Below are 17,881 nucleotides of genomic sequence, written 5' to 3'. Positions count from 1 at the left end.
CGAATGAAAGAAGCAGTAATCGTCGCTGGTGCACGGACACCTGTCGGCAAAGCAAAAAAAGGATCGTTTAAATCGATGCGTTCTGATGAACTCGCAGGAATCGCCATCAAGGAAACGTTGAAACGTGCGAACTACACCGGAGCAATCGATGACGTCATTCTCGGTTGCGCCTTACCGGAAGCCGAACAAGGGATGAACATCGCCCGTTATGCGTCGGTCCTCGGAGGACTCTCGCATGAAGTACCCGCGATTACGATCAACCGGTACTGTTCATCCGGTCTCCAATCGATTGCCGATGCGTCGATGAAAATCATGACAGGACAAGCGACAGCGGTCATCGCCGGTGGACTGGAGTCCATGAGTCAAGTGCCGATGCCGGGACACGTCGTCCGTCCGAATCCATCGATCGTTGAAACGGAACCGGAATATTATATGAGCATGGGTCATACGGCAGAGCAGGTCGCAACGACGTATCACGTCTCACGGGAAGATCAAGATGCGTTTGCGCTCAAAAGTCATCAAAAAGCAGCCGCTGCGATTGCGTCCGGCAAGTTCGCCGATGAAATCGTCCCGGTGACGGTGACAGAACAGTTCGTCAACGATGAACTGAAAATCGAAGAAAAAACGTGGCTCGTCGAACATGACGAAGGCGTCCGCGCTGACTCGTCACCGGAAGGTCTCGCAAAGTTACGTCCGGCCTTCCGTCTCGGAGGCAGTGTCACAGCCGGGAACTCGTCTCAAACGTCAGATGGTGCAGCCGCAGTCTTGATCATGGAACGGGAAGAAGCAGAACGCCAAGGGTTACCGATTCTCGGGAAGTTCAAATCGTTTGCCGTCGGCGGTGTTCGTCCGGAAGTCATGGGCATCGGACCGGTCGTCGCGATTCCGAAAGCACTCGAACTCGCCGGCATCACGCTCGCAGACGTCGGACTGATTGAGTTAAACGAAGCCTTTGCGTCGCAGTCGCTTGGTGTCATCCGGGAACTTGGTCTAAACGAAGACATCGTCAACGTCAACGGCGGCGCGATTGCACTGGGGCATCCACTTGGTTGTACAGGAACGAAACTGACGTTAACACTTTTGCATGAAATGAAACGACGGAACGTCCAATACGGCGTCGTCTCGATGTGTATTGGCGGCGGCATGGGTGCTGCCGGTGTATTCGAACTAGTTGAAGGAGGAACAGGACAATGAGCCAAACGACAAACGAATTAATTAAAGGTGGAAGTTTTGTACTGGATGAGTTGGAAGCGGATCGTCTCTTTACACCGGAAGATTTTTCGGAAGAACACAAAATGATTGGTGACATGACGGCGAAATTCGTCGAAGACCGTGTCGTTCCGCTCCTCGATCGAATCGAAAAACATGAGTTCGAATTGTCGGTCGGTCTCCTGCGCGAAGCAGGCGAGCTCGGATTGCTTGGTGCCGATGTCCCGGAAGCGTATGGCGGCTATCAGATGGATAAAATCTCGTCTTCGATCATCACGGAGAAGTTTGCTCGCGGTCGTTCATTTGCCCTCAGTTATGGTGCCCACGTCGGAATCGGCTCGTTACCAATCGTCTTCTTCGGAAACGAAGAGCAAAAACAAAAGTATCTCCCGAAACTGTCATCCGGGGAATGGATTGCTTCTTACGCCTTGACAGAACCAGGCTCAGGTTCCGATGCCCTCGGTGCAAAGACGACGGCTGTCTTGAATGAAGCCGGCACACACTATGTCTTGAACGGTGAAAAACAATGGATTACGAATGCCGGATTTGCGAGCCTGTTTGTCGTCTATGCGAAAATCGATGGCGATAAGTTCACGGCGTTCCTCGTCGAAGGTGATTATCCGGGCGTCTCAACGGGACTCGAAGAACAAAAGATGGGGATCAAAGGATCATCGACACGGACATTGATCTTACAAGATGCAGAAGTACCGGTCGAAAACGTCCTCGGTGAAATCGGCCGCGGGCACGTCATCGCCTTCAATATCTTGAACGTCGGTCGTTATAAACTAGCGGTCGGTGCCGTCGGTTCATCAAAACGGGCGATCGATCTTGCCGTCCAGTATGCGAACGAACGTAAACAGTTTAAGACGCCGATCAGTTCATTCCCGTTGATCCAGGAGAAACTCGCGACGATGTCGGCACAGACATACGCGATGGAAAGCTCAGTCTACCGGACAGGTGGTTTGTTCCAGGACAGTCTTGATCAGTTGTCGGAAGAAGAAAGCAAAGACGGCAAGAAGATTGCCGATGCGATCGCCGAATACGCGATTGAGTGCTCGATGAACAAAGTGTTTGCGTCGGAAACGTTTGACTACGTCATCGACGAAGCGGTTCAGATTCACGGAGGTTACGGCTTCATGGCAGAATATGAAGTCGAGAACATGTACCGTGATTCACGGATCAACCGGATCTTCGAAGGAACAAACGAAATCAACCGTCTGCTCGTCCCAGGTACGTTGCTGAAAAAAGCAATGAAAGGGGATTTACCACTCTTGGCAGAAGCACAACGTCTCCAAAATGAAGTCATGAGCTTCATGCCAACGGAAGTTGGGACAGAACCACTCGACCGGGAACGTCACTTGCTCGCGATGATGAAAAAAATCTTCTTGCTGACAGCAGGAACGGCCGTTCAGAAGTACCAAGATAAACTTCAGGGCGAACAGGAAATCCTTGCGAACACAGCCGACATCATGAGTGCCATCTATGCGCTTGAGTCTGCCATCGTCCGGACGGAAAAAGCGATTGTCACAAAAGGCGTCGAGAAGAGCGAATTGAAAATCCGTTATACGGAAGTGTTTGCGCAACAAGCGTTCGAAGGTGTCGAACGGGACGCAAAAGAAACGTTGTACGCGGCAGCGAGCGGCGACGAGTTGCGGATGTTGTTATCGGCATTGAAGAAGTTCAGCCGTTACCAGCCAATCAACTCGATCGGAACAAAACGTCTGATTGCGAAACGTTTGATCGAAGCGAATAAATATACGGTCTAAGTCAGGTTTACCGATTCGCCTTTACAGGGAAAATCTCTGTAAGGGCGAATTTTCGTTCATTGAAGGAGGGAGCACGAATGCGACACGAGTTAACGGAACTTCAGTTTGCGGTGGACTATTATAAATCATTGGAACGGCTGTCGGATGAAGAATGGCAGCTCCCACTTGCGATTGATCAGTGGACGGTTCAGGAATGTGTCAGTCATCTGTTTTTATGGGACCGGTATTATTTCGATCATGCCGTATCAAAATTGCCGAATGATCCGTTGACGCTCATCGAGACTGATTACGATGAATTTAATCGTCTCGCGGTCGAGTATGCGCACCATATCGATGCACTCGCGTTGCTGAAAAAAGCGATTGCTGTCCGGCTAGAGCTGGTTTCCTCCCTTGATCGTCTGACGGATGAGCAGTACGACCGGCGATACGAGGATCGTTTTCAACCGCGGGCATTCGTAGAGTCCTTCATCGCGCACGACCATCACCATCAAGAACAAATCGATGCTGCGCTGGCCCGCTTGAAACGGAGATGAGACATCTGCTAGTCTAAGGATAGAGGTGATAGAAAATGGTAACGATGTATGGGTATCCAAAATGTAGTACGTGTGTCAAAGCAAAAAAGGCACTTGAGGCAAATGGCGTCGAGGTCGATTACAAACACATCGTCGAGGAGACACCAAGTGCCGAGACGATTCGAGAGCTCCATCAAAAGAGCGGCGAACCGTTGAAGAAGTTTTTCAACACGAGTGGTCAGTCGTATCGTTCGCAAGGCATCAAGGACCGCCTGCCGAATCTGTCGGAACAGGAGCAATATGAACTGCTCGCAAGTGACGGCATGTTACTCAAACGTCCGATCGTGACGGACGGACAAGACGTGACGATTGGGTTCAAAGAAGAACTCTATCACGGAAAATGGTATTAAGAAGGCTGGTTCATTTGGTATACTAAATGCGTTAGTCCACTATAGATCACAGGGGGAATCGCAAATGAGTCAAGTCAAAGACAATCTACGTTATTCGGAAGAGCATGAATGGGTCGAAGTAACAGGAAATAAGGCACGAATCGGGATTACGGATTTCGCGCAACATGAACTTGGCGACATCGTGTTCGTCGAACTACCAGAAGTCGGTGATACGATTTCGGCAAACGAACCATTTGGTTCAGTTGAATCGGTCAAAACGGTATCCGAATTGTATGCACCGATTTCAGGGAAAGTCGTTGCGATCAACGAATCACTGTCTGATTCCCCGGAACTCGTCAACGAGTCACCATTCGAAGGGGCATGGATGGTCGATATCGAGATTGCAGATGAAGCGCAAGTCGAAGCATTGATGGATGCAGCTGCTTATAAATCGATGATCAACGAGTAATACTTAACGAAAAGAGGACAAGGAAACGATTTCGTTTCCTCGTCGTCTTTTTTTCTGTATACTGGCACAAGACAAGAAATACGAAAGGAGAACGTGATCGATGAAGGAAGTCACAGCAGCACCAGAAAACGGTTTGTTGTATGTCTATGCACCGATGTGTGGGACGTGTGCCATTGCAAGTCGGATGCTTGAGATCGTCGAAGCAACAAAAGATGGGGAATGGATTGAACAAGCGAACGGAAATTTCATTCCGGATTTTCTAGAACAGGCACAGGTCATGAGTGTTCCGGCTTTATTAAAAATCGAAGGAAATCAAGTCGTATCAAGGCTTTATGCGTTCCAGTCGGTTCAAAACGTCTTTGCATTTTGTGCGGAATAACAAGAGGAATCAAAAAAAAGATTTCTCTTTACGCTAAATTGTCGGAATATTTACAATAATCCGTTGACAATCATAAATTATGAATGGTATATTCATATCAACTTCTAGAAATGCTTTTATAGGAAGTCTGGCAGAGATGTAACTCGACTGTTTCTTTTCATTTCAAAACCGTTCAAAAAAATCCAGGATTGTTTGTTTGTCTCCCCTTAAGTCGTCCCCCAAAGACGAAGCGGCACAAGAAGACGATCCTTGGATTGGAACAGGTAATCTGGATGTGAGGACAGCTTGGCTTATGTATCGAAAAGGCGCCGTCCTCTGATGCGACGAACGAAGAAGTTCGTATCAGAGCTGGGTTTTCCTTCGTGGCATTTCTAACCACATTATTCGTGTTGCCGGTTTACCGGCAGCGCCTTTTTTTTGTTTTCGAAAGATTTTCAAGCAGTCGCCTTGCCAAGCAGAATGCTCCCTGCTACAATTCGATTAAGGTAAATTACTTTAATTCATATCCGATTAGTCGGAATTAAAAAAGAGATACGGAGGACGAACAGGCATGACAGTACGTTTTATGGATGTATTTACAGAGTGGGCGTCAACATACGACGACACAGTGACGGGGCACGATCCGGAGTACAAAGAAGTCTTTCGTCGTTATGAAGAAATATTAGATACAGTGGCAACAAAAGCGATCTCACCGGTCGTCGAATTCGGGGCGGGAACAGGGAACCTGACCCAGCGATTGCTCGAGCGGCACCAAAACGTTTTGGCGGTGGAACCGAGCCCGGAGATGCGGGAAATCCTCATCAATAAGATTCCAACGTTACCTGTGCAGGATGGACACTTCCTGTCCTTTACGGCAGATCATGCGAAAAGTTTTGTTTCGACCTATGCGTTTCATCATCTGACGGATGAGGAAAAGGGAGAAGCCGTTGATTTGATGGCGGAAATTTTGCCGCACGACGGAAAAATCGTCTATGCCGACACGATGTTCGTATCGGAAGAAGCACGTTTGCAGACGATCGCAGAAGCAAAAGCACAAGGGTTCAACGGTTTGGCAGAAGACTTGGAACGGGAGTTTTATCCACTGATTCCAGTCATGGAAGATATTTTTGCGTCACGTGGATTCGACGTGACATTCACACAATACAATCACTTCGTCTGGCTCGTAGAAGCCGAGAAAATGGGGGAATAAATCATGACACTCAAAAAAATGAACGTAGAAAGTTTTAACTTGGACCATACGAAAGTCAAAGCACCATATATCCGCGTCGCCGGTTATAAAGACGGTAAGGTCGATCAAGTCGTCAAATACGACATCCGCTTCACACAACCAAACGTCGAGCAAATGCCGATGCGTGCGATGCATACGCTTGAACACTTACTCGCGGAAAACATCCGTAACTATTCAGACGATGTCATCGATGTTTCGCCAATGGGATGCCAAACAGGTTTCTACATGGCGATGATGAACTTCGATTCGGTCGAAAAAATGAGTGAACTCGTCGAGAAGACACTTCAAGACGTCTTAGAAGCAGAAGAAATTCCAGCGCAAAACGAAGTCCAATGTGGATTCGCAAGCGCCCACGACCTTAAAGGAGCGAAGCACTATGCCGAGAAAATGCTTGCCGGTCGTGATGAATGGGACATCGTCTTCGGATGATCGCGAAGTCAGTCCGGGACCTCGTCGGAAATACGCCGCTTTACGAGATTACTTCATTCGATTTGCCTGCTGGTACGCGGATTTTGGCGAAGCTCGAATGGATGAACCCTGGGGGCAGCGTCAAAGACCGCCTGGGCATTCAACTCGTTGATGCGGCGATCGAACAGGGACACGTGACACGAGGCGGAACGATCATCGAACCGACTGCCGGCAACACCGGCATCGGTTTGGCGCTCGCCGCTAAAAAATATGACTTACAAGTCATTTGTGTCGTTCCTGAAAAATTCAGTCAGGAGAAACAGACGTTGATGCGGGCACTCGGCGCGACTGTCGTCAACACACCGACTGAACTCGATATGCAAGGCGCGATTGATAAAGCAAAAGAACTGGGACAAACGATTCCAAACAGTTATGTCCCGCTTCAATTCGAAAACGAAGAAAATCCGGTCACGTATCAGCGGACACTTGGTCCTGAGCTGATGGCGGAACTCGATCATATCGATTGGTTCGTCGCCGGATGCGGGTCAGGTGGAACGTTTGCCGGAACAGCGGCATTCTTAAAAGAACGTCTCGGGACAAAAGGTGCCATCGTCGAACCGGAAGGCTCGGTCCTCAACGGAGGACCGGCCGGACCGCATAAGACGGAAGGTATCGGGACGGCCAAATGGCCAAGTCTTGTATCCCGCGACTTAGTAGATGAAATTCATACGATTTCTGATCACGATGCCTTCACAAAAGTCCATGAACTGGCGGCTCGTGAAGGGTTGCTCGTCGGCAGTTCAGCCGGCGCGGCACTCGCAGCAGCGCTTGATATTGCAAATCGTTTTCCCGGCAGTACCATCGTCACCGTCTTCGCAGACAGTGCCGAACGGTATTTAAGCCAACAAATCTTTGAAAAGGTGGACGAGACACATGCGTAAAAAGACAGCATTGATTCATGGGGGAACAGGTGTCGATCGAGCAACAGGTGCCGTTACACCTCCGATTTATCAAACAAGTACGTATAAACAAGAGAAGATCGGTCAGTTAAAAGAAGGCTATGAGTATTCACGGACAGCGAACCCGACACGGACAAGCATCGAACGATTGATTGCGGATCTTGAAGGCGGCGTACGTGGTTTTGCGTTTGGATCAGGAATGGCAGCGATTCATGCTGTTTTCAACCTGCTTGAGTCAGGCGATCATATCGTCATGACCGATGACGTCTACGGTGGAACGTTCCGCTTGATGCAACGTGTCTTACCGAAGTTCAACATTCATGTGACATTCGTCGACACGACGGATCTTGCCGCGACGGAAGCTGCGGTTCAAGACAACACGAAAATGCTGTACGTCGAAACACCGACGAACCCGTTGTTGAAAGTCACGGACATTACAGCTGTCGCGGACATTGCGAAACGCAATAACTTGAAACTCGTCGTCGACAACACGTTTGCGACACCTTACTTGCAACAACCACTTGCACTCGGCGCAGACATCGTCTTGCACAGTGCAACAAAATACATCGGCGGTCACTCAGACGTCGTCGCTGGACTCGTCGTCGTCAACAGCGATGCACTTGGTGAAGATCTTCACTTCATTCAAAACTCGACTGGCGGCATCCTTGGACCACAAGACAGCTTCTTGCTTGTCCGTGGTTTACGGACGCTTGGTATCCGGATGGATGCGATCGAAGAAACGTCACATGATCTCGTTCAGTTCTTACAGGACCAACATGTCGTCTCAAACATCTTCTACCCGGGACTCGCGTCACATCCGGGTCACGCGACACAACAAAAACAGGCGACTGGTTTTGGCGGCATGATCAGCTTTGATGTCGGATCAGCGGAAAACGCGGAGAAACTCGTCGAAGCGACACACTTCTTTACGCTTGCCGAGAGTCTCGGCGCAGTCGAAAGTTTGATTTCCGTTCCGGCACGGATGACACATGCCTCGATTCCAGCAGAACGTCGCGCTGAGCTCGGCATCACGGACGGACTCGTCCGGATTTCGGTCGGACTGGAAGATGCAGAGGACTTAAAAGAAGATTTAGCACGTGCTTTCAGTCTGTTAAAACCAGTTTCAGAAAAAACTGTTTGACAAGCAAAATAAGCCCTGCTAATATTCAGATTATATTAAAAATAACTAAATACCGATAACTCTTATCGAGAGTGGTGGAGGGACTGGCCCGATGAAACCCGGCAACCGCGGAATTTATTCCGAAGTGGTGCTAATTCCAGCAGACGAATGTCTGCAAGATGAGAGCAAATGGTTTTGTGTACTGAAAAAGTGCGCGCGTTTGCTCTAAAACGTGCGCACTTTTTTTACGTTTAGGAGGGACAGTATTGATTCGCTTACAGGATGTAGGAAAGATTTATCGCTCGAAGCGCGGATCGGTTGAAGCCGTCGTCAATGTCGACTTAACAATCGAGCGCGGTGAAATTTTTGGAATAATCGGTTATTCGGGAGCAGGGAAGTCCACCTTGATCCGATTGCTGAATATGTTAGAAACTCCGACGAGTGGCTCGATTCAAATCGACGGAGTCGAAATGACGACGTTACGTCCAAAAGAATTACGCGGCGTCCGCAAAAACGTCTCGATGGTCTTCCAGCACTTTAACCTGCTGTGGTCGCGGACGGTTGAAGAAAACATCATGTTCCCACTCGAACTCGGTGGTTATCCGAAAGCACGCCGTAAAGAACGGGTCGCCGAGCTGATTCAACTTGTTGGACTCGACGGACGAGAAGGCGCTTACCCGTCGCAACTATCGGGTGGTCAAAAACAACGGGTCGGGATTGCCCGGGCACTGGCTTCTAACCCGGACGTCTTATTATGTGACGAAGCGACAAGTGCGCTTGATCCGAAAACGACGGATTCGATCTTAGAGTTGCTCGTCGATATCAACAAAAAACTGAAACTGACGATTGTCTTGATCACGCACGAGATGCACGTCATTCAAAAAATCTGTAACCGGGTCGCCGTCATGGAAGCCGGGAAAATCGTCGAACAAGGACCGGTCGCCGAAGTGTTCCGTCATCCAAAACAGGCGATGACAAAAGAGTTCGTCAAACAGTTGACGTCTTCAGCAGAAAACGAATTGACGTTTACGAAATTGCGGGAACGGTATCCGACCGGGAAAATCGTTCAGTTGACGTTTGTCGGTTCGACTGCTGAGAGCCCGATTCTTGCCGAAGTCATGAAAGATTCGACCTTATTATTTAATATCATTGGCGGGAACGTCGGACAAACGCAGGACGGGGCACTCGGGACGCTGTTCATTCAGTTGATCGGGGCAGAACAGGAAACACAAGCGGTCATCGCCAAACTTCAAGCGAGTGACGTTGAAGTGGAGGTCGATCATCGATGAGCAAGTGGTTTGAAAATGTAGATTGGTTAGTAATGGGGCAACAAACGGTGAATACGTTGTATATGACAGGTGTCGCCGGAATCGTGACGTTTGTCGCCGGACTGTTGATCGGTTTGCTGTTGTATGCGACCAACGAGGAACTCTTGTTTAAGAATCGGACGTTTTACGGGATTCTCAGTTTCTTCGTCAATATCTTCCGGTCGATTCCGTTCATCATTTTGATCATCCTATTGTTCCCGGTGACAAAACTCGTGACCGGTTCAATTATCGGATCAACCGCAGCGATCCCGGCTTTGATTATCGGGGCTGCGCCGTTTTACGGACGGATGGTCGAACTTGCCTTGCGTGAAGTCGATAAAGGAGTCATTGAGGCAGCCGAATCGATGGGGGCAACAAAACTCCAAATCATTTATAAGGTACTCATTCCAGAAGCATTACCTGCGATCGTCTCTGGTATCACAGTGACACTCGTCGCCCTCGTCGGTTACACAGCAATGGCCGGAGTAGTGGGTGGTGGGGGACTCGGTAACTTGGCCTTCATCGATGGGTTCCAACGTACTCAAAACGACATCATTGTCGTTGCGACATTATTGATTCTCGTCATCGTCTTCATCATTCAGATCATTGGCGACGTACTTGTTAAAAAAATCGACAAACGATAAAAAAACTTAACTATAACTGGAGGAATCATTCATGAAACTTTGGAAAAAATTTGTCGGGACAGCCTCTGTCTCCGTTTTAGCAATCAGCCTTGCAGCATGTGGTGAGGGATCATCGTCAGGCGATGAAAAAACACTCGTCATCGGCGCTTCAAGTGTCCCGCATGCTGAAATCTTAGAGCATGTCAAAAAAGAGTATGAAGCAAAAGGCTACAAGTTAGAAATCAAAAAATTCAACGACTATGTGTTACCAAACAAAACGTTAGCTGAAAAAGAACTCGATGCGAACTATTTCCAGCACGAACCATACTTGAAATCACAGATGGCTGAAAACAAAGCGTATAAATTTGCGAGCGCAGGCGGGATTCATATCGAGCCAATCGGCGTCTACTCTAAAAAATATAAAAAATTGAGTGACTTGCCAAACGGCGCACAAATCTTAATGAGTTCATCTGTTGCGGACCATGGTCGAATCTTGACATTGCTCCAAAACGAAGGACTCATCAAACTAGCAGACGGGAAAACATCAGACGCAGAAGTCAAAGATGTTGTTGAAAACCCTAAAAAACTGAAGTTCAAAGCAGATATCGAAGCAGCACTTCTCCCGCAAGCTTACAAAAACAATGAAGGGGATGCAGTCCTCATCAACACGAACTATGCGATTGACAACGGACTCAATCCATTAAAAGATGCGATTGCTTTAGAGGGACAAGATTCACCATACGTCAACTTGATCGTGACACGTGAAGGGGACGAGAACGAAAAGAAAGTCCAAGATTTAGTCGACATCTTGCATGAAAAAGAAACACAAGACTGGATCACGAAAGAATACAAAGGGGCAGTCGTCCCAGTCAGTAAATAATCTGCTCGATTAATGCATTCTTCCTATATAATGGAAGGATGCATTATTTTTTTGTGGAAGGGGGATTTTTATGCAACGTTTGAAACAGCTTCATCCCTTGACGGTCGGGGTGTTGCTCGGGACATTTTTCGCCCGGCTCGGGACATTCATCACGATGCCGTTTTTTGCGATTTATTTATCCGTCGTCTTGAAGTTCAGTCCAGTTGATGTCGGTTGGATTCTCAGTATTTCAGCCATCGCGAGTCTCGTCATGAGTTTTGTCGGGGGAACGTTATCCGACCGGTATGGACGGCGGACGATGATGCTGAGCGGAACATTTGGTTTCGTCCTCGTCTTTATCGGACTGGCGCAAGTCGAGACGTTTTGGGCATTTTTCATCTTAAGTGCGTTAAACGGGATTTTCCGGTCGATTTTTGAACCATCTGCTCGCGCCTTGATCAGCGATACGACGGATGAAGAAAACCGGTTGTTTGTCTTTAACATTCGTTATACGTGCATCAACATCGCGGCGGCGATCGGACCGGGAATTGCCTTGCTGCTCAGTGCAGGAAATACGGCGGTTACTTTCTATATAACAGCAGCTGTTTATCTCGGATATGGACTCGCCATCTTCATTTTGTTTAAGCGGCATCCAATCACGGAGAGTCATGGTGGGAAAAAAGTATCATTTGGAGCGACGATTCGTCTTTTGAAAACCGATGTGGCGTTTACGTTTGCGTTAGCAGGGATTATCTTCGGTGTCTTCGGTTACAGCCAGTTTAACTCGACGTTACCACAATTTTTGACGACAACGACGTTATTATCCGGTGGGACGAGTTTGTTTGCTTTGTTGATCACGATCAATGCGATCACGGTGCTTGTCGTTCAGTACCCGATCATGAAGTTTGGTGTCAAAACGTCACCGCTTGTTTCGATCACGGTCGGAATTGCGACCGTCGCCGTTGGATTATTCGTCATGGGAACCGCCGGAACGGTTTGGTTGATGATTGGCGCGATGTTTATCTTCACGTGCGGAGAGGTGATGATGTTTACGATGACCGACATTTTGACGGACAGCTTTGCGAAACCGGAATTACGGGGAAGTTACTTCGGCGCGATGGGGTTGACGTCGATCGGTCAATCGGTCGGACCGGTCGTCGGCGGACAATTATTACTTTATTTTGGAGCAGAACGTCCCCTGCCGATTTTTGGCGTCTTAGCCCTCTTGACAGTTCTCGGAATACCACTGCTCCTACTGTCACAGCGGGTTCATCGTCAATTGAAACCGGAAGAAGAGAAAGAAGTCGTCTCACTTTGAAGTCATTCTCACTGAAGGGCTCCATTTTGAGAAAAAACCATGAGCGATGACGCTTGAATAATGTGGTATGATTCATTAAGATTAGAATGATACTAAATTAGTAACTCTCGTGAACTGAATCGTCAGACACGAAATGAATAGATGGAGGGATTCTATATGAAGGCTTCACACTTAAAGATTGAAGATCTACACGTTGCAATCGACGGCAAAGAAATCTTGAAAGGCGTCAACTTAGAAATCAAAGGCGGCGAAATCCACGCGGTCATGGGACCAAACGGGACTGGTAAATCAACACTCGCTTCTGCACTAATGGGTCACCCGACTTACGAAGTAACATCTGGATCCGTCACACTTGACGGCGAAGACGTTTTAGAGATGGAAGTAAACGAACGTGCGCAAGCTGGTATGTTCCTCGCGATGCAGTACCCAAGCGAAATCAGTGGCGTTACGAACTCAGACTTCTTGCGTTCAGCGATCAACTCACGCCGCGAAGAAGGCGATGAAATCTCACTCATGAAATTCATCCGTCAACTCGACGTACAAATGGGTCTTCTTGAAATGCCGGGCGAAATGGCACACCGTTACCTCAACGAAGGATTCTCAGGCGGAGAGAAGAAACGGAATGAAATCCTCCAAATGACGATGTTGAAACCATCCATCGCCATCCTTGATGAAATCGATTCAGGTCTTGATATCGATGCACTCAAAGTCGTCGCAAAAGGTGTCAACGAAATGCGTTCACCTGAATTCGGCTGCTTGATCATCACGCATTATCAACGCCTCTTGAACTATATCGAGCCAGACTTCATCCACATCATGATGGGCGGAAAAATCGTCATGTCGGGTGGGAAAGAACTCGCACACCGTTTAGAAGCAGAAGGTTATGACTGGGTTAAAAAAGAACTCGGCATCGAAGAAGTCGAAATCGAAACAAAAGCGTAACACGAGGGAGGAAGCATGATGACTGTAGAACTGAATCTTGCAGTAAATCGCGAGGCAGTGGCAGAACGTGCGACTCGCTTAGGGGAACCCGCTTGGATGATCTCTAAGCGTCAAGACGCACTGGATCTTGCCCCAACGCTCGCATTGCCAAAAGTAGAAAAAATCAAAATCGGTGGCTGGAACTTCACAGAAGGAACAGCGGATCTTGAAACAGTAACGGGTCTGACACCGGATATAGAAACATTAATCGGTGAAAACCGTGACCATATGCTGATCACGCGTAACGGACAACTCGTTCACGCGCAAAACAGCGAAGCGACGAACGGTGTCATCTTCACGACGCTCGTTGACGCAATGAAACATCATCCAGAGCTCGTCGAGAAGTACTTCATGACAGAAGGCGTCAACGTCAACGAAGATCGTCTGGCAGCACTGAACGCAGCACTCATGAACGGCGGTACGTTCCTTTATGTACCAAAAGGCCTGAAGTTGACGGTTCCGATGCAAGCCATCTATACGCTGGAACAAGCAGGCGGTGCACTTTACCACCATGCGATCATCATTGCCGATCAAGACAGCGAATTGACGTATATCGAAAGTTTCGTGTCGTATGGCGAAGAAGCGCACAACGTCAACGTCGTTACGGAAGTGTTCGTCGAAGACAATGCGAAAGTCCTCTTTGGTGGTGTCGACACGCTCAGTAAGGGTGCCGTCACATATATGAACCGTCGCGGTGTCGTCAAACAAGGCGCGAAGCTCGAATGGGCACTCGGTCACATGAATGACGGAAACACAATCACAGAAACGAAAACACACCTCGTCGGTAACGATTCGTTCTCTGACACGAAAGCCGTAACGGTTGGTCGTGGGGATCAAAAACAAAACTTTAACGTCCGGACAGACCATTTTGGTAAAGGTTCGGAAGGTTTCATCTTGATTCACGGTGTTCAAAAAGATTCCGCAACATCGATTTTCAACGGAACATCGATGATTCACCATGGCGCTTCAAAATCAAACGGTGTCCAAACGGAACGTGTGCTCATGTTGTCTGAAAAGGCACGTGGTGACGCGAACCCGATCCTCTTGATTGATGAAGATGATGTCATGGCAGGACACGCGGCATCTGTCGGCCGTGTCGACGAACTCCAACTCTACTACTTGATGAGCCGTGGTTTATCACGGAAAGAAGCAGAACGTCTTGTCGTTCATGGTTTCTTACAACCGGTTGTTTCCGAACTCGCAATTGACTCTGTCAAAGAACGTCTCGTTCAAGTGATCGAAGGGAAAGTAAACTAATATGGGAATCGATGCATCCATCCGCAATCAGTTTCCGATTCTTGACCAACAGGTGAATGACCGGAAACTCGTCTATTTAGATAGTGCGGCTTCGTCACAAAAGCCGCTCGTCGTCATTGAGGCGATTGAGAACTACTACAAGACGGTTCATTCGAATGTGCACCGTGGCGTCCATACGCTCGGAACACGAGCGACGGATGCGTACGAAGGTGCGCGTGAGAACGTACGTCGTTTCATCAAGGCGCAACACCATGAAGAGATTATCTTTACCCGCGGGACGACGACGGCGATCAATATCGTCGCGTCGAGTTACGGAATGGAGCATGTGCAAGAAGGCGACGAGATCGTCGTTACGTATCTCGAGCACCATGCGAATCTCATTCCATGGCAACAAGTCGCAAAAAAGAAAAAAGCGAAACTGAAATATGTCGATTTGACAGCGGACGGTCGTGTGACGATCGAAGCCGTCAAGGAACAAATTTCAGATCGGACGAAGGTTGTGGCGATGGCCCATGTGTCAAACGTCCTCGGGACAATCAATCCGATCAAAGAAGTGACACAACTTGCGCACGCTGTTGGTGCCGTCATGGTCGTCGATGCGGCGCAAAGTGCACCGCATCAACAAATCGATGTCACGGATCTCGATTGTGACTTCCTCGCGTTTTCGGCACATAAGATGTGCGGACCAACGGGTATCGGTGTCCTGTACGGCAAAAAAGCATTACTCAATGCGATGGAGCCGGTCGAATTCGGAGGCGAGATGATTGACTACGTCGGGCTTGAAGAGTCGACGTTCAAACCATCACCGTACCGGTTCGAAGCAGGAACACCAATCATTGCAGGAGCAGTCGGCTTATCAGCGGCAATCGATTTCTTGGAACAAGTCGGACTCAGTAACATCGAAGCCCACGAACGTGAGCTTGCCCAGTATGCGATGGCACAAATGCGTGACATCGAAGGGCTGACGATTTACGGTCCGGAAGAACGGGTGGGTCTCGTCACCTTTAATCTCGGTGATGTCCATGCGCATGATGTCGCGACGGTCCTCGATATGCAAGGTATCGCAGTCCGTGCCGGTCATCATTGTGCCCAACCGCTAATGCGCTGGCTCGGAGCCAGTTCAACGGCACGAGCAAGCTTCTACCTGTATAATACAAAGGAAGAAGTAGACGCCTTAGTGACAGGACTTCGCCAAACGAAGGAGTATTTCAGTCATGGATTTTAACAATCTCGATCACTTGTACCGTCAAGTGATCATGGACCACTATAAAACGCCCCGCAATCGTGGTGCGATTGACGGTGGTGTGACAATCGATATGAATAACCCGACTTGTGGCGACACAATCCGCCTGCAACTCGCGATCGAAGACGATATCGTCAAAGATGCGAAGTTTGACGGTGAAGGGTGTTCGATCAGCATGGCATCTGCGTCGATGATGACGCAGATTGTCAAAGGAAAAACAGTCGAAGAAGCATTACAACTCGCCAATATCTTTTCCGAGATGGTTCAAGGAAAAGACTATGACGATGAGAAATTTGATCTGGGAGACGCGGAAGCACTGTCCGGTGTGACGAAGTTCCCAGCACGAATCAAGTGTGCGACACTTGCCTGGAAGGCGCTCGAACGTGGCGTCGAAGAAGGGAAGTAAACTTCGGTCAGTAAGTAAGAGGAGGAAACGAACATGGCTAAGAACATGCCTGAAATTGGCGATTATAAATATGGTTTCCACGATCGCGATATCTCGATCTTCCGTTCTGGACGCGGCTTGACGACAGAAGTCGTCGAGACGATCTCGAAAATGAAGGAAGAACCACAATGGATGCTTGATTTCCGTCTGAAATCACTCAAGATTTTCAACGAACAAGCAATGCCGGCATGGGGCGGCGATTTATCAGATCTTCGTTTTGATGACATCACGTATTACGTTAAACCATCAGAACGTGCTGAAAAATCATGGGATGAAGTACCGGAAGAAATCAAACGTACGTTTGACAAACTCGGAATCCCGGAAGCTGAGCAAAAATACCTCGCGGGTGTTTCGGCACAGTATGAATCAGAAGTGGTTTATCACAACATGAAGAGTGAACTGGAAGATCAAGGAATCATCTTCAAGGATACCGATACAGCATTAAAAGAAAATCCAGAACTGTTCCGTGAGTATTTCGGGAAACTGATCCCACCAACGGATAACAAGTTCGCTGCGCTTAATACAGCGGTCTGGTCAGGTGGATCGTTCATCTATGTACCAAAAGGCATCAAGATGGATACGCCGCTTCAAGCCTATTTCCGCATCAACTCGGAAAACATGGGTCAGTTCGAGCGGACATTGATCATCGTTGACGAAGACGCATCGGTTCATTACGTCGAAGGATGTACAGCACCGGTCTACACAACGAACTCGCTTCACTCAGCAGTCGTTGAGATCTTCATCAACAAAAACGCCTACTGCCGTTACACGACGATCCAAAACTGGGCGAACAACGTCTACAACCTCGTTACGAAACGCGCGATCTGTGAAGCCGGCGCGACGATGGAATGGGTCGATGGCAACATCGGTTCGAAATTGACGATGAAGTACCCGGCTGTCATCTTAAAAGGTGAAGGCTCACGTGGGATGACATTATCAATCGCCATCGCGGGTAAAGGGCAACACCAAGACGCAGGCGCGAAAATGATTCACCTCGCACCAAACACGTCGTCGACAATCGTTTCGAAATCGATTTCAAAACACGGCGGGAAAGTAACGTACCGTGGGATCGTCCACTTTGGTCGTAAAGCGACAGGCGCACGTTCGAACATCGAATGTGACACGCTGATCATGGACAACCAGTCGACATCGGATACGATTCCGTACAACGAAATTCTCAACGACAACATTTCGCTTGAACACGAAGCGAAAGTATCGAAGGTCTCGGAAGAGCAATTGTTCTACCTGATGAGCCGCGGGATTTCACAAGAAGAAGCAACTGAAATGATCGTCATGGGCTTCATCGAGCCATTCACAAAAGAATTGCCGATGGAATATGCGGTCGAAATGAACCGTCTCATCAAGTTTGAGATGGAAGGTTCAATCGGATAATTCGTTTTTTACTCTCT

19 protein-coding genes and 1 riboswitch are annotated in these 17,881 nt (G+C 48.4%); all 19 genes read left to right on the top strand.

Translation table 11 applies throughout. The features are described from left to right. Positions 1 to 3: 3 nt before the first annotated feature. A complete protein-coding gene (locus KNQ13_RS02455; RefSeq protein WP_026830071.1) occupies positions 4 to 1,194 on the top strand; it encodes an acetyl-CoA C-acetyltransferase in 1,191 nt (396 codons plus the stop codon). Continuing rightward, on the top strand, positions 1,191 to 2,975 hold the full coding sequence (locus KNQ13_RS02450) for an acyl-CoA dehydrogenase family protein (RefSeq protein ID WP_026830070.1): 1,785 nt from the start codon (positions 1,191 to 1,193) through the stop codon (positions 2,973 to 2,975). The genes KNQ13_RS02455 and KNQ13_RS02450 overlap by 4 nt, the downstream gene beginning before the upstream one ends. A gap of 77 nt (positions 2,976 to 3,052) precedes the next feature. After that, entirely contained in the window at positions 3,053 to 3,508 is a 456-nt protein-coding gene (locus tag KNQ13_RS02445) for a DinB family protein (protein ID WP_209548033.1), read from the top strand. A gap of 35 nt (positions 3,509 to 3,543) precedes the next feature. After that, entirely contained in the window at positions 3,544 to 3,897 is a 354-nt protein-coding gene (locus KNQ13_RS02440; RefSeq protein ID WP_209548032.1) for an arsenate reductase family protein, read from the top strand. A 64-nt stretch (positions 3,898 to 3,961) separates the two neighbouring features. Beyond that, a complete protein-coding gene (gene gcvH, locus KNQ13_RS02435) occupies positions 3,962 to 4,345 on the top strand; it encodes a glycine cleavage system protein GcvH (protein ID WP_012371215.1) in 384 nt (127 codons plus the stop codon). Between the two features lie 100 nt (positions 4,346 to 4,445). Beyond that, complete coding sequence (locus KNQ13_RS02430; protein ID WP_071499625.1) at positions 4,446 to 4,724, top strand: thioredoxin family protein; 279 nt, start codon at positions 4,446 to 4,448, stop codon at positions 4,722 to 4,724. 550 nt (positions 4,725 to 5,274) lie between these two features. Beyond that, complete coding sequence (locus KNQ13_RS02425; RefSeq protein WP_209548031.1) at positions 5,275 to 5,913, top strand: class I SAM-dependent methyltransferase; 639 nt, start codon at positions 5,275 to 5,277, stop codon at positions 5,911 to 5,913. A gap of 3 nt (positions 5,914 to 5,916) precedes the next feature. After that, positions 5,917 to 6,381 (top strand): S-ribosylhomocysteine lyase, encoded by a 465-nt coding sequence (locus KNQ13_RS02420; RefSeq protein WP_014971120.1) that lies wholly within the window; start codon positions 5,917 to 5,919, stop codon positions 6,379 to 6,381. Further along, positions 6,378 to 7,301, top strand: coding sequence for a PLP-dependent cysteine synthase family protein (locus KNQ13_RS02415; protein ID WP_071499627.1), 924 nt, complete (start codon positions 6,378 to 6,380; stop codon positions 7,299 to 7,301). The genes KNQ13_RS02420 and KNQ13_RS02415 overlap by 4 nt, the downstream gene beginning before the upstream one ends. Continuing rightward, on the top strand, positions 7,294 to 8,460 hold the full coding sequence (locus KNQ13_RS02410) for a bifunctional cystathionine gamma-lyase/homocysteine desulfhydrase (RefSeq protein ID WP_209548030.1): 1,167 nt from the start codon (positions 7,294 to 7,296) through the stop codon (positions 8,458 to 8,460). Before KNQ13_RS02415 ends, KNQ13_RS02410 begins: the two co-directional genes overlap by 8 nt. Positions 8,461 to 8,519: 59 nt before the next feature. Continuing rightward, positions 8,520 to 8,625, top strand: a riboswitch (SAM riboswitch). Between the two features lie 80 nt (positions 8,626 to 8,705). After that, complete coding sequence (locus KNQ13_RS02405; protein ID WP_209548029.1) at positions 8,706 to 9,728, top strand: methionine ABC transporter ATP-binding protein; 1,023 nt, start codon at positions 8,706 to 8,708, stop codon at positions 9,726 to 9,728. Then, positions 9,725 to 10,390 (top strand): methionine ABC transporter permease, encoded by a 666-nt coding sequence (locus KNQ13_RS02400; protein WP_209548028.1) that lies wholly within the window; start codon positions 9,725 to 9,727, stop codon positions 10,388 to 10,390. Before KNQ13_RS02405 ends, KNQ13_RS02400 begins: the two co-directional genes overlap by 4 nt. Before the next feature lie 31 nt (positions 10,391 to 10,421). Further along, positions 10,422 to 11,249 carry a MetQ/NlpA family ABC transporter substrate-binding protein gene (locus KNQ13_RS02395; protein ID WP_209548027.1) on the top strand — a complete coding sequence of 276 codons (828 nt, stop codon included), beginning with the start codon at positions 10,422 to 10,424 and terminating at the stop codon, positions 11,247 to 11,249. Between the two features lie 70 nt (positions 11,250 to 11,319). Further along, complete coding sequence (locus KNQ13_RS02390) at positions 11,320 to 12,546, top strand: MDR family MFS transporter (protein ID WP_209548026.1); 1,227 nt, start codon at positions 11,320 to 11,322, stop codon at positions 12,544 to 12,546. Positions 12,547 to 12,702: 156 nt separating this feature from the next. Beyond that, the gene (gene sufC / locus KNQ13_RS02385; RefSeq protein ID WP_209548025.1) at positions 12,703 to 13,488 is read left to right on the top strand and encodes a Fe-S cluster assembly ATPase SufC; all 786 of its coding nucleotides are present in this window, start codon (positions 12,703 to 12,705) and stop codon (positions 13,486 to 13,488) included. An 18-nt stretch (positions 13,489 to 13,506) separates the two neighbouring features. Further along, on the top strand, positions 13,507 to 14,784 hold the full coding sequence (gene sufD / locus KNQ13_RS02380) for a Fe-S cluster assembly protein SufD (protein WP_026830058.1): 1,278 nt from the start codon (positions 13,507 to 13,509) through the stop codon (positions 14,782 to 14,784). Between the two features lies 1 nt (position 14,785). Then, entirely contained in the window at positions 14,786 to 16,009 is a 1,224-nt protein-coding gene (locus KNQ13_RS02375; protein ID WP_071499633.1) for a cysteine desulfurase, read from the top strand. Continuing rightward, positions 15,999 to 16,433, top strand: coding sequence for a Fe-S cluster assembly sulfur transfer protein SufU (gene sufU / locus KNQ13_RS02370; protein ID WP_014971111.1), 435 nt, complete (start codon positions 15,999 to 16,001; stop codon positions 16,431 to 16,433). The genes KNQ13_RS02375 and sufU overlap by 11 nt, the downstream gene beginning before the upstream one ends. A 33-nt stretch (positions 16,434 to 16,466) precedes the next feature. Then, the gene (gene sufB, locus KNQ13_RS02365; RefSeq protein WP_026830056.1) at positions 16,467 to 17,864 is read left to right on the top strand and encodes a Fe-S cluster assembly protein SufB; all 1,398 of its coding nucleotides are present in this window, start codon (positions 16,467 to 16,469) and stop codon (positions 17,862 to 17,864) included. The last annotated feature ends 17 nt before the right edge of the window (positions 17,865 to 17,881 follow it).

Origin of the sequence: Exiguobacterium sp. s128 (genome assembly GCF_018618815.1) — a bacterium.
Lineage (GTDB): Bacteria > Bacillota > Bacilli > Exiguobacteriales > Exiguobacteriaceae > Exiguobacterium_A > Exiguobacterium_A antarcticum.
This window is presented reverse-complemented; position numbering and strand designations above follow the sequence as displayed.